This window comes from Undibacterium sp. Ji49W, from assembly GCF_049340205.1.
Lineage (GTDB): Bacteria > Pseudomonadota > Gammaproteobacteria > Burkholderiales > Burkholderiaceae_D > Undibacterium.
Window position 1 is genome coordinate 1 of record NZ_JBMPOW010000015.1, and the last position, 13464, is coordinate 13464.

The following is a 13464-nucleotide window of genomic DNA, read 5'->3' on the forward strand; positions in this document are numbered from 1 at the left end:
CTTCGTGGCCGAACAGGTTTTTGTAGATGGTGTTGACGGTTTGCGCTGTGGTCAGGTTGGCATACGTGTCTGCGTATTCTTTCTGAACGGAGAAGCTTTGCGCGATGTCTTTGAGGGACAGGTTGGAGGCTGTCCAGTATGCCAGGCCCAATGGGTCCGCTGGACGGTTGAAATAAGCGATGTAAAGCTTTTGGATATCACTAGCTGCATTAGCCATTTAGAACTCCTAATTTATGATTTAAAAAGTGCGAAGCTTGCTTTTTAGGCACCTACTCGCGTTATGGCAAGCAGATAGTCGCAGATGCACCTTGTCAAGGATGTGACGCAAATCACATTCTCAAAAAAAGCAAGACAACACAACATTTGGCGCTCATCTTTCCCGGGTTTTCGATTTGTTCTGCAGAAACAGCTTTCAAATGGAAAATCCGGATGTGACTTTGCCAACCTATTATTATAAGGGGAGCCCCCCGGTAAACCCAAATGAATATTACGTTACAGGAAATGCAGAAATCATTTATCCATTTGCAATGCCAAGACAATGAGTAAATCAGGAAATACCTGCATTTTCAGCAATACAGAGACACTTATATAGAGCAAACATGGGGATACTCACTTCTATATAGAGGATACGAAACTGGTATCAACGTGCTATCAGATGTCGTTGGTACTATATTTCATCAGATCTAAAGTTACGTTTGCTCACAAAATTAATTGACGACAATTCATTCATTTAGGCGGCCGGAGCGCCTCAAAATAAAATCATGCTTGCAATCTCATAAAGTGAATATTTACGATGAGCGGCATGTCGCGATGTGAAAAAACAACAAAAAAAGTAAGTCATATCAACGGAAATTGTTGACTAAAACAAAAAGGCTCCGTTTTACCGGAGCCTTTCATAGCTAAGTACCAACTACTAACCACCAACAGAGCTTATTTTTTATTCCAGTAAGTCACACCATACGCGTAACGATTACCTGCATTGTCTAGCCTGGAAGAGAACACATAGGCAGCAGTACCGCCTTTTTCTGCAGTGACCGCACCATTCACCTGCATATTATTAGGGTAAGTATTCTGATTACCGCCTGCTAAAGTCCCATTGGCGCCAACGACTCCCTGCGCCTGTAGTGCAAAACGCTCATTCCCGGTCAACAAATCAAAGCTTGTGGCAAAACTGGATTTTGCGAAATCAAGTTGCAGTTTACCATTTTCAAGTTTGGCGGCAGCTTCCAGTCCTTTTTGATCCACGACGACAGCCTGACTATCCGTCAAGGAAAATCCCATGGTTCCCGTAGTCGGCACCTGCCATTCAGCGCCCTTGCTGACAGATACCTGGTACCGGTTATTAAGACCAACATTGGTTGCGCCATCTTTTTCAAGCTTGATCACATCAAACTGTGCGCTTTGACCAAGCACATCAATCCAGCGCCCCCAAATTATAGTGTTGGTCAGTGCAACGCCTGCGCCTCCAGTACCGGTGCCGCTTCCCGTACCAGTGCCGCTGCCTGTACCTGCGCCAGTGCCGTTACCTGTGCTGTTACCAGTTCCAGCATTTGTACCCGGCGTAGTTCCGATCGCCACAGTCTGTTTGACCCCACCAACCTTGGTTGGATCAAGGTTGGGATCAATGACGGCAGGTGCAACCGCTGCCGAAGAACCGCCAACAACTGCCTTTACGCCGGGTTCATCTGGGCGTGGTGGCGCTACAGCATCAGGCGCAAGGCCCGCTGCAGCCTGAAGCAGTTGCGGCTTATTCTGGCCTTTATTGATTTGCAGCAGCAAACCCTGTTGGCGTGCAAACAACTCCGTTGCAGCACCACCTTCACACGGACCACGCCCCTGCGGAGAACAAGCCCCATCAAAACCACTGACCACTACACCGCCTTCAACCACGGCAATACGGGTCGTATCAGCGGTCGTAAATACCGTAAAGTCGGTACCACGCACTCCGATGGCAGCCACAGGCGTGTTAAACCGGAAATTCTGCCTTGCTAATTTAACTGCGCTGCCCGAAACGCTACGCGCGACGCCATTCAACAATTCCAGTTTGATGCTGGTATTTGCCGGATCTTTTTTATCCACGTGATAAGTCACAATGCGCGCCTCACTATTCGGGCGCACGATCAACAGACCATCATCAATGGTTTTCATATAGATGTAACTGTCAGCCCCCGTCTTGATACTGGAACCTTCTTGCACAGCACCATCCATCACGGCAGCTTTGCCGTTGATTTCAACCTTGCCCCATATGGCAGTCACCTTCGCGGCTTCGCCGGCGAACGCTATTGCAGGTATCGCCAGCAATGCTGCCAGGCTGCATTTCGCCAACAGGCGTATTGCGTTTACCATGTTGCTTTTCATATTTATTCCTCACTTGCCCGTGTTCTGGCAAAGTTCTTTCTCACCGGACACCCAATGTTCCAGTCAATATCAGCACTTATTTTGTTATTATCCACTGATATTCAAATATTATTGTGACGACGGTCACAATTTACGATTTCCAGCTACTATATCATTTTTCAGCTAAGCCATTGAAAATAGAAGGAATATTGTAAAAAATAGCATCATGACCGTTTCAAATGGCGGGGATTGCGGGTGAAAATGGAAAATAGCCGATTTATGATTGGCTTTTCTGTGGTTTATTTTCACACCAAATTTATTGCCTTGCACAAATATGATGCGCAAAATTGACACAATTTAAACATTTCAGATTATCATGCAGCCGAATTAATTTTGATCGGCACAACAATCAAATGCCTCTTGCACAGTGAATAATTCAACGACCATTGTTACACTATCATGAGGCATGCGCTTAATTTTTTTTTGCGTATCCCGGCAAAAACTTATCTATGGCTGATGATCGCGGCAATGGCTGTTGGGCTATGCGCTGTCAATCAATGGCTACCGGAAAGTCAAAGACTGTTTTCCGGTGACGAATGGCTGCGCGATCACTATGTCCGCTTTAGCGCAAAAGAGTTACCGGAAGAGCGACTGGCCCTGATCGACATTGACGACCACAGTATCGATGTCCTGGGCGCTGCGCCGTGGCCGCGTACCCGTATCGCGGACCTGATAGAAAAACTGATTGTTGAATTTGATGTGCGTGGTGTTGCGCTGGATATTTATTTTGAAGAGCAGAAGGATACCGTCGGCGACCAGAGACTCGCCATGCTGGCAACCCACGGACCAGTGGTGCTGGCACAGGCCTTCGATTTCAGCAAAGATAAATTCACACCTGCACGCAACGGTCAGTTAATAGGTGGAAAATCGCTGGCTACGGCCAAACCTGGTGATCCCCCCAGAATGGCGCATGCAACAGGTTATATAGCCAACCATGAAGGACTGAACAAGGCGCGATTCATCGGCAATATCGGCTTTGTCCCGGACAAGGATGGAACTTTACGCCGAATTCCGGTTCAGACTCGCTTCGGTGACAAAGTGTATGACGGGTTGTCGCGTGTCTTGCTTGAATGTTGTTCAAAAATACGCCCTGATCAGTTATTCAAGACGACAAGCCGTTTTTCGGATGTCGATGAAAATGGCTTTTCGCGAGTAGAGTACAGCCGAACCCTGTCATCATATGATGTGGTGCCTGCTTTAAGCGTTTTACAGGATACCGTGCCACTCGAAACTTTACGTGGCAAATACATTATTATCGGCTCGTCATCACTGAGTCTGGCAGATCGTGTACCAACGCCGCTGTATCATTTGACCAGCGGCTTTTTGGTGCATGCACAAGCTCTCACTACGCTGCTGGATGAACAGGAAGGACGCGAGTATGTGAAATGGCCAGGTGGCCTGATTGCCCTGCTGTTCAGTATGCTGACTGCGGGAATCGCGGTATTCATGTTTCCGCGTTTTTCAGCGTTATCGAATACCTTGATGCTGGCGGCAGCATCCGCGCTGTGGATAGCGCTGGCATGCAAGGTAGTTGAGCATGACATGTGGTTTTCACCTGTTGGCCCGCTGATGGCAAACTTTTTTTTACTGGCGGTAGCAGTGCCTTTTGGCTGGCAGACAGCGCAACGTAAATCGCGCCGCTTGCTAGGGACATTACAGCAATATGTGGCCAAGGCGGTAGTGCAAGAGTTATTACGTAGTGACTTGAAAGACCCTCTGGCACCGCGCCAGCTTCACGTCACGACACTTATTGCTGATATGGAAGGCTATACCAGTCAGGTAGAAAACTTACCGATGGAACAGGCTGCCAGTCTGACCCGTGAATTTCTGGAGTGCCTGACAGCGCCGGTATTGGCCAAGGGCGGTACCCTGGACAAGTACACAGGTGATGGCCTGGTCGCCTTTTGGGGAGCTCCCCTGCCGGTTGAAAACCATGCCGACCTGGCAGTCGATGCAGCGATCGAGATTGTCAGAAATGTCAGAAAATTAAGTACCCAATATGAGCAACAAGGGAGAAAAAAGATTAGAGTACGAATTGGCATAGAGAGCGGCATCGCCATCGCAGGAGATTTTGGAAGTTCATTCCGCAGCATCTACACGGCAGTCGGGGACAGCGTGAATACCGCGTCCCGGCTGGAAGATGCTGCACGCCATTACCCTTACGACATCATCATCGGCAAAGGCACGGTTGATGGTTCAACCAGGCACCATTTCCAGTCGTTGGGGGAGCGCCTGCTAAAAGGCAAGGAAAAACCTACTGCCATTTATACGGTAGAGGTTTCTGCATGAGGGGTTTCAAACTGTTGCGCCAGCTACCACTATGCATGTTGATCGCCCTGCTGACACAGCAAGTAGCACGTGCCGACGATGGCACAGAAAATGACGCGCTCTACATTGATGCATTGAAAGCCATTAGTGAAAAACGTCATGATGACGCTAAAATCATGCTCGGCAAACTGATAGAAAAAATGCCGCAGCATGGCGGTGCACTGCTCGATCTGGCCATGCTGCAATGCGAACTTGGCAACAAGGAAGAAGCAGACAGACTGTTCCAGACCATGAAGGCAAGTCTGCCACTGTCCGGAGAGCAATTGCACAAGCTGGAGTTATTGCAGCCGAAAAATTGCATCCCACGCAATCCTGACAGAAAATTCGCGGTAACACTGGAAGCCGGCTATGACAGCAATGTGAACCAGGGTGCCAGCAACCCCAACTTCATTCTGGGCAGTGGCGCACAACAAATTGAATTGCAACTCTTGCCGGAATACCAGCCCAAAGCAGACCGCTTTGCGACGGTATCAGCCAATGCTTCGCAAGAATTCGGTAAAACCGGCACACTGGGCTATACGCAGGTGCGCTTGCGCAATTATGAATCCCTGTCGGCATTCAATACCGCAGCCCTTGCGGTTGGGCTGGAACAACCCTGGAATTGGCAAGACTATAATTTCCGTGCTACTGGTCTGTTCAGCCTGCTGACACTGGGTGGCCAGTTATATCAAAAACAGGAAATTGTGCAACTGCGCCTGACACCGCCGGTGCGCGAATCCAGTCCATGGCGTTTCGGCACGATTGTCAGCTACAGCAATGTCCAATATCCAACCTTGTCCAATTTTGACGCGCATACCTGGGAACTACGCGGCCTGCTATCTTACGAGACAGAAAAATTCCTGCTGCAAGGTGGACTGGCCTTTCTGGCTGATCGTGCTCATGCTGATCGCCAGGGCGGTCATCGTCAGGGCTATTACAGCTTCCTGAACCTCAGGCGGCAGTTATCGCAACGCTATGAACTGGAGTTGGGATGGAACCGCCAATTATGGCAAAGCCAGTCCATCTACTCCCCGAATCTGATCGAAGTCGCGCGAAGCCAGGATACGCAAACCCTGAAAGCTGCACTGAGCTGGGTGATGGCAGACAGGCAAACGCTGCAACTGGAATTCCGGGCCACAAATAACAAGGAAAATATCTCCATCCTTCAATACAATGGCAAAACCCTGCAATTGAGCTGGCAGTGGCAGAATTTTTAGCAAGGATGCGGCGTAGATGGAGTTATCAGTTTTTACCAGCCAGGCAGTGCTTTGGCTTTTTGCCCTGTCGGCAACGCTGGTGTGTGTAGGTAGTTTATTGCCAGCCAAATGGATGCCGCCGATCAAACACGACAAATTTGCCCATTTTGTCGCATTTGGCGGCATGGTTTTGATTGCGCGCGTACTCGCGGCAAATCTGAATGAGCTGGCGGTCTGGTCCGCCGGCTTGCTGATCGCAGGATTTTGCATAGAGTTGTTGCAAGGCTTTGTACCAGGCCGTAATTTTTGCTGGAAAGACCTGCTTGCCAATGCAGCCGGCATCGGTTCAGGGATGCTGTTTTGCCTGTTGCTGGAATATACTCTGGCAGCCAATTAAGCAGCACAAGCTTGTAAAACGGACATATTGATGGGTAATGCAGGTCGCCAAAATTCGTGAATAAAGACCGTGCATATATCCGGACGTCAGCAAAAATCACAAAAAATCGGCGAAAATAGACAAAATAAAAAGAAATTGCATTGAAAAGTAATCGGTAACTACAGGAAATGATGGTGTCCTTACAGACTTTGCAGACATGATTTGATATTGTAGACAGTCGTCACCATCTAACACCAAGATCATCATCTGGTGCTTGGATGGCAGACAGTTTCATGAAGCGAGTGACAAATACATCATCAAGCCAGACCGCGCGGGGTGCAATGATCAGCATGGATATTGGCGCTGTAACCGGTGCGGTGATTGGGGTGGTGATTGGGGCAGTGATTGGCGCAGTAATTGGATTAAGCAATGACAGTATCAAACAATGAAGTCGCTGTAATCAATAGCAAGGCCCCGGCTACGGAGCAGGCTAGTGCATTGCCAGGGCAATTGCAGATCAAGATTCCGATTCAGACCAAGGTCCAGGTCAAAGTTAATCAAATCACCGTTAACCTGCGGAATATTCCCCTGTTGATGGGCCTGAACGATGAAGACATGGGCAAGGTCAAAGCCGATATGCGTGTCCGTCACTTCAACAAGCGTGACGTGGTATTGCAAAAAGGGGGCATCGGTGACAGCCTGCTGTTTTTGCTGTCCGGGCAATTGCAAGTCGTGGATGTCACTGAAGATGGCCGCGCCATCGGTCTGCGCATGCTCAAGGAAGGCGATTTCTTCGGTGAAATTGCCATCATCAATGGCACTCCCAGGTCAGCCTCTGTGGTCGCCTTGAGTAATGTACTGGTCGGTTTTTTGCCCAGTGTCACGGCACTGCACCTGTTTTCCCATTCGCCCGCCATGGCCAATATGATGTTGCGACATCTGGCAGAAAAAATTCAGCGTGATTCAGAATTCCGGGCCCTGCTGAGTATCAGCAATACCTCTCGCCGGATTTATGCCTTCATTGCCCTGTTCAAAAAGATTATGCCAGGCAATCTCGAAGTCATCGAAAACCTGCCTACCCATCAGGACATCGCGATGATGATCAATACCAGCCGCGAAACCGTGACGCGCGCGCTATTGCACCTGGCCCAGCAAGGCATCGTCGAAAAAGACCTGCACCGCCTCATCATTCGCAAGCCTGATGAACTACAGAAACTGGCGCTGGGCGCAGGTCTTTGAAACCGTGCATCAGTTGCACTAACAGTTACGCTTAACGCCTGGCTGACGATGCTATTTAACTCATTTGGTTTTTTGTTTGCTTTTTTGCCAGTCACACTGGCCGTCTGGCTATTCCTGCGACAAAAGGCTGGCCTGCGCATCGCCCTGAGCTGGCTGGTGATTGCTTCCCTGTTTTTTTATGCCGTATGGGATGTGCGTTATTTAGCAGTACTGCTGACTTCCATCAGCATCAATTTCTGGTTGGGGGGACGCATTTTACAGGCCCGCCAGCAAGGTAGCGATGACCGCGCAAGTCTATGGTTAAAGCTTGGCGTAGCATTCAATTTGCTGGTGCTGGGCGGCTTCAAATACACGTATTTTCTTGCGGCAAACCTGTTTGGCCTGTTCCAGGCGGCACCACCCTTTGACACTATCGTCCTGCCGCTGGCCATTTCATTTGTGACTTTCCAGAAGATCGCCTATCTGGTCGATTGCCGGCGTGGACAAGTGCAAAGGCATGACGCACTTGATTATCTGTTCTTTGTTTCCTTTTTCCCGCAATTGATTGCTGGCCCCATCGTGCACCACAAGCCACTGATTGCACAAGCCAATACCGACAGCAATCCCCTGTTTTCACAAAAAGAAGCACTGGTAAGCGGCTTTGCTTTCCTGGCGCTAGGCTTGTTCAAAAAAACCATCCTGGCCGATAGTCTGGCACGCTATGCCAGCCCGGTATTTGAAATGGCAAAACAGACTGTTCCTGGTGGCGAAGCAGCCTGGCAAGCCATGCTGGCCTATACACTGCAATTGTATTTTGATTTTTCAGCCTACTCGGACATGGCCATTGGTCTGGCCCTGATGTTTGGCTTCAAATTGCCGGTCAATTTCTTTTCACCCTATAAAGCGACATCCATCATCGATTTCTGGCGCCGCTGGCACATGACCTTATCGAGTTTTTTGCGTGACTATCTGTATATCCCCCTGGGCGGTAATCGCCATGGTGAATTCAAGCGGTATCGCAATCTGTGGCTGACAATGCTGCTGGCAGGCATCTGGCATGGTGCTGGCTGGAACTTCATGTTGTGGGGTGCATTGCATGGCAGCATGTTACTCGTCAATCATTTCTGGCATCACTTGCTGAAGAGCAGGCCGGCACTGGCAAACGCGTGGCAAACCCTGCCGGATGTCGTCATGATGGCCCTGACATTTTTACTGGTCGCATTTGCCTGGGTACTGTTCAGGGCCACCGACATGAGCAGTGCATTGCGCATGTATACCGCCCTGTTGCACCCATTTTCTGGTAACACCATGCCTGCACTGCCCTGGCATGCCCCGATACAGCTGGCAGAAGGCTTGCTAAGTGCCTCCCCGGACCTCGCATGGGCCTGGATAGGCATAGGGTTACTGACCGTCTGGTGCCTGCCGAATTCGGTGCAAGTGCTTTCTTATGAAGCGGATGCCAATGTCCGCCTCAAAACCATCTCAACAAGAATGCAGATTACACTGGGCATAGGCTGCGGCACCTGTTTATGGCTGGCACTGAAATGGATGGCCGTGCGACCCGCAACAGAATTTCTCTACTTCAATTTTTGAGGAAGTCAGAGTATGAAAAAATTCTGGATCAGCGTCGCAAGCATCTTTCTCATATGGTCAGTTTTATGGATCATAGGCATTAAATACCAGCTAGGTTCAGGCACCGCCAGCTCTCGCTGGGTATTTGATGCCTACCAGCACAAAATACAAGCTGCACAGCAAGTCAGCGGACCGCGTGTCTTGATCGTGGCCGGTTCAAACGCCTTGTTTGGTATCGATTCTGGCATGCTGGAACAAGACTGGCACCGCCCGGTCATCAATCTTGGTGTCAATGCAGGACTTGGCCTGCCGTATATACTGGATATGTCAAAACGGGTAGCCCGCCCGGGTGACATTATTCTGATGCCGATGGAATATGCTTTGTATCTGGATGACGGCAAGGCCAATTCCCAGATCATTGACTATGTGATGGCGCGCGACCTCGATTACTGGCGTAGCCTGGGTCGTGGCGGACAATTGAAATTTGCAGCAGGCCTGAGTGCAGAACGTTTGTTGAATGGCTTGCGTCACCTGCCAGACCTGCCCGTCACCAGTGGCACTTACGGCGCCCATCATCTGGACGCGCGTGGCGATCAAACCCATACCAGCCCGGCTGAACGCTCACCCGGTGACATCGCCGCCGTCAAGGCAGTCAAGGCCTGGAATTATGGCCACAGAGCCCATACCGAAACCGGTGGCTGGAATAACATTGCAGACTATGCACTATGGGCGAAAAATCAGCACATCTGCCTGATTGCCGTACCGACCGTGCTGCTGCATCATGCGAAATATGATACCGATCCTGAAGACCAGGTGTTTTACACGCAATTCCCAAACCGGCTGAAACAACTGGGTCTTGAGTTTCTGGGCAAACCACAGGATTTCATGTATCCACCCGAGTGGTTCTTCGATACCGACCATCACTTGCAGGACTGGGCCAGGGCCAAACATACTGCACGCCTGATACAGCTTTTGCATACCAGGCCACCAACTGCCTGCGGCCATTGACCGCAGGCATTGTCGCCAGTATCAAGCGACTTACAACCTGCCGATTTCAATATCCAGCGTATTTGCGACACCATCGATCATGTTCAGCAAGCGCTGCGACAAGGCTGGCCATTGCCGCGTTGCGGTCCATGCCTGCGCCTGAGTCGCTTTATCACACAGGGCCTGCTGATCATCCAGAATCCTTGCAATGCCACGGGCAATATCTTCCGGTTCCGTGCCTGGCAGGATATGCACTGCCTCTTTCACGTCATCAAAAATTGACAGCGGTGTGACCGCAACAGCACGCCCTGATGCCAGGCCCATGCGCACCGCAGCACTGGAAGACTCTTGCGTTTGCTGGTAAGGGTAGACAATCAGGTCGGCCTGCTGCAACCAGGATTGGCTGACTTCATCAGTCAGGTAATCTGTCAGGAAAGTAACGCGGTCCTGTATGTTCAGCTCATGCATCAGATGGCGGCATTGATGATATTCATGTTGCGATACTCCGGCAGGATACAGGGAAGTCACCAGCAACAAATGGTAATCCTCATTGTCCTTTGCCAGCATGGCAAACGCCTTGATCAAGGACAATATACCTTTATGCGGCAACAGGAAGCCATACGCGGCAATGACGGTTTTACTTTCCAGATGGCGTGCATCTATCAAGGAAGATGCGCGCACCTGTGTAGGCATCAGTCCCTGTGGGAAGAAAACCAGATTGTCTGTTATTCCGAAATCCTTGAGTCTGTTCAAATCATCAATGCCATGCACGAACAGACGTTCTGCCATTTTCAATTCGGAGACGATATTCTGTAAAGAAATCACTTCCTGTTCAGTTTTGATGTCCGCCGTAGAATGAAAGAAAACATAGACCGGAATATGGTCTGCTTTCAGCCGCACGATCAGGTTGGCCAGCGCCGATAAAGGAAAGAAACCGAAATTATATTGAATCACTATGGCTTCGAGCTTTTGTTCCTGAATATTCAGGTAGGCATAATCCATCGTTTCTTCCATGCTGGCATCCCAGCAACGAATAACGTTTTCTGCATCACGAGCCGTTCTTTCCGGGATATGGCTGCTCAAAAATACCAGCCTGTCTGCCGGCATACCCGAAGACAGGAATGAGGAATAGGAGGCAATGCCGCAGCGTGCATTCCAGCTACTGATCCAGCCTATGCGAGGCTCCTTACGTAACAGTGGCTGCTGTTCAAGTGCGGCAATCGCCTGCCGGGTACGCTCGGCAACATTCGCCCATGCATAGTTTTGAGAAATGTAATCATAGGCAGCTTCTGTCCTGATCGAGATCAGGTCGGGCGGGCTGGCATGCACTTCTTTCATCAGTGCGGCCAGATGATCAATATCCGGATCAACCCAGGATGAATGCGAGGAACTGAAGTGTGAGGTCGACTTGGCGAAACGATAGTCGCATAGCCACGCACGGTCATCATTGCAGAAATCCATCTGCCCGCTCCAGGCTGTGGTGATGACGGGTAATTTCATCAGCATGGCTTCTGCCACCGGCAAGCCGAAACCCTCACCACGGCTAGGTGAGACGACGGCATCACATGCCTCATACAGGGCCCGTATCTGACCTTGAGAATAGTCATCCATGATGATGCACACATGCGGGTAGTGGGCATCATCTTGCTGCATCTTAAGCAGTTGTTCAGCTACATCATTATGCGGATTGGGAAAGGTCTTGATGACCAGACTGACGTCATCCGTATCGCGGAAGATCCGACCATAAGCTACCAATAAAGCATCTACGCCCTTGCGCGGGAAAGCAGAAGAAACATGCAAGAAACGATAGGTTTTCAAACCGGATAGCAGACCCTGCGCCAGCGGCTCTGCGACGATGTGCAGCAAATGATCGACACCATTGCCAACCGCAGCAATCGGCACCCGTACCCCGCTGTCACGCAACACTTTGCCGACAAAGCGTGAGACCACCGTAATCAGATCCAGCTTGCGATTGAATTCATTCACAAATTCGGCCGGGAAACCGGTTTCTTCCCATCCATAAGAATGTACTAGCCGCACCCTGGCCTGCATGTCATCCAGTGTCGGCGGATAACAATTCCGCAGAACCAGATCAGGCATATCCTTGGCGTTCTGGGTCACCAGTTGCATGGCAGCCAGATCAGGGTTAGCCGCAAGAAAATCAGCAGATGCAGCGAAATCACCATGCCCCTCACGACTACGCAGGCCCAGAAGAATCGGTTTTTCCATTTGCGGCGACAATGCGCGAGCCAGTTCCGCATTCACAATCGCCAGGCTATAACTGGAATCAAACGGCCCTTCCATCTGCCATCTGGCAACGGAGCTCACCGTTGAAACTGCATTCAATTCAGGAATAGATACATCCAGTCGCTGCAAGAATGTCTGTAAAGCCTGCTTTATCTGCTGCCTGGAAAAACGCTCTATATTCTGTCTTTGGGCGGCAATGATATGGCGACGCAGTGCTGGTTCACTCAACACCATGTGCACATGTGCAGCACAGCTAGTCGGGCTGACATCAGCATCCAGCAGTATGCCTGCGGCACCCATAGTGGCGCTGACACCGTCCGTAGTGCGGGCAATCACAGGCACGTCATGCAGCATGGCTTCAATCAAAGGCATGCCAAAACCTTCGTGCTCGCTCAGGCTCACATACACATCGGCACTGCGGTACAAGGCCAGCAAATCAGCCTCATCCACTTTTCCGGTAATCAATACCTGTGCATTCAGATCCAGTTGCTGGATACGCTCGCGCACCTGCTGTTCATAGGGCAGGCTGGTGATGCCGCCAGCCAGAATCAGACGTACTGGCTGACGTGAAAAGTAGCGCAACTCCTGCAACATCTCGACCAATTGCAGTTGGTGCTTGTGCTCACAAAAACGTCCGACAAACAGGATATTGTGGGCACCGCGCAAACTGTTGATCCGTTCAACATGATAACTATGTCCCTGCCACCGCGTCACATCCACCAGCAAAGGTATGGTCGCAATATTCGGGTAATTGGCGTCACGCAGTTCAGCGCAATTTATATCGGAATCACCAATTGCTGCCTGAAAATCAGGCATCCATAATTTCAATTGCTCCCGTCCCAAAATACTCAGTTCAGGCAAACCGTTTTCTGGCAGGAATTGTGGCGGGGTAATATTGTGATAAACCAGCACCTTGCGGGCTTTTGTTTCTGTCAGCCATGCGCAGTTTTCATATCCCAGGCTGTGATGCACCAGCAAGATATCGCTGCTGCCCAGATTCAGCTCACTCATGTGCCGGACTTCGTCCCGCACTTCGTCCTGCACCAGATCGCAAAAAATATCCGATTCAAAACCCATTTCCCGCAACAGACTACGGGTAAAAAACATACCATTGCTGACGCCGTCACCTTTCCCGCAGGAAGGACTGAATTGATGTATCTGCAT

The 13464-nt window shown here is 50.2% G+C and carries 9 protein-coding genes and 1 pseudogene; 7 read left to right on the plus strand and 3 right to left on the minus strand.

Annotation, left to right across the window (positions count from 1 at the left end; genetic code table 11):
- Both ACO0LK_RS18125 and ACO0LK_RS18130 read right to left on the minus strand, forming a co-directional pair.
- Window positions 1-217: pseudogene (locus ACO0LK_RS18125) on the minus strand (hypothetical protein); the annotation flags it as partial.
- Window positions 218-930: 713 nt separating this feature from the next.
- Window positions 931-2358, minus strand: coding sequence for a FecR family protein (locus ACO0LK_RS18130; RefSeq protein ID WP_422977466.1), 1428 nt, complete (start codon window positions 2356-2358; stop codon window positions 931-933).
- A gap of 438 nt (window positions 2359-2796) precedes the next feature.
- Between ACO0LK_RS18130 and ACO0LK_RS18135 the strand changes: the two genes are divergently transcribed.
- From ACO0LK_RS18135 to ACO0LK_RS18165, 7 genes are all read left to right on the plus strand, one after another.
- Window positions 2797-4686 carry a CHASE2 domain-containing protein gene (locus tag ACO0LK_RS18135; protein ID WP_422977467.1) on the plus strand — a complete coding sequence of 630 codons (1890 nt, stop codon included), beginning with the start codon at window positions 2797-2799 and terminating at the stop codon, window positions 4684-4686.
- Entirely contained in the window at window positions 4683-5921 is a 1239-nt protein-coding gene (locus ACO0LK_RS18140) for a tetratricopeptide repeat protein (protein WP_422977469.1), read from the plus strand. The genes ACO0LK_RS18135 and ACO0LK_RS18140 overlap by 4 nt, the downstream gene beginning before the upstream one ends.
- A gap of 16 nt (window positions 5922-5937) precedes the next feature.
- On the plus strand, window positions 5938-6297 hold the full coding sequence (locus tag ACO0LK_RS18145; RefSeq protein WP_422977471.1) for a VanZ family protein: 360 nt from the start codon (window positions 5938-5940) through the stop codon (window positions 6295-6297).
- 257 nt (window positions 6298-6554) lie between these two features.
- Window positions 6555-6725: a hypothetical protein gene (locus ACO0LK_RS18150; RefSeq protein ID WP_422977473.1), complete on the plus strand. Its 171-nt coding sequence runs from the start codon at window positions 6555-6557 to the stop codon at window positions 6723-6725.
- Window positions 6706-7515, plus strand: a complete 810-nt coding sequence (locus ACO0LK_RS18155; RefSeq protein ID WP_422977475.1) for a Crp/Fnr family transcriptional regulator — start codon at window positions 6706-6708, stop codon at window positions 7513-7515. Before ACO0LK_RS18150 ends, ACO0LK_RS18155 begins: the two co-directional genes overlap by 20 nt.
- A gap of 48 nt (window positions 7516-7563) precedes the next feature.
- Complete coding sequence (locus ACO0LK_RS18160; protein ID WP_422977477.1) at window positions 7564-9087, plus strand: MBOAT family O-acyltransferase; 1524 nt, start codon at window positions 7564-7566, stop codon at window positions 9085-9087.
- Between the two features lie 12 nt (window positions 9088-9099).
- The gene (locus ACO0LK_RS18165; RefSeq protein WP_422977479.1) at window positions 9100-10074 is read left to right on the plus strand and encodes a hypothetical protein; all 975 of its coding nucleotides are present in this window, start codon (window positions 9100-9102) and stop codon (window positions 10072-10074) included.
- 30 nt (window positions 10075-10104) lie between these two features.
- On the opposite strand, the gene ACO0LK_RS18170 is transcribed toward ACO0LK_RS18165, so the two are convergent.
- Window positions 10105-13464 carry a glycosyltransferase gene (locus ACO0LK_RS18170; RefSeq protein ID WP_422977481.1) on the minus strand — a complete coding sequence of 1120 codons (3360 nt, stop codon included), beginning with the start codon at window positions 13462-13464 and terminating at the stop codon, window positions 10105-10107.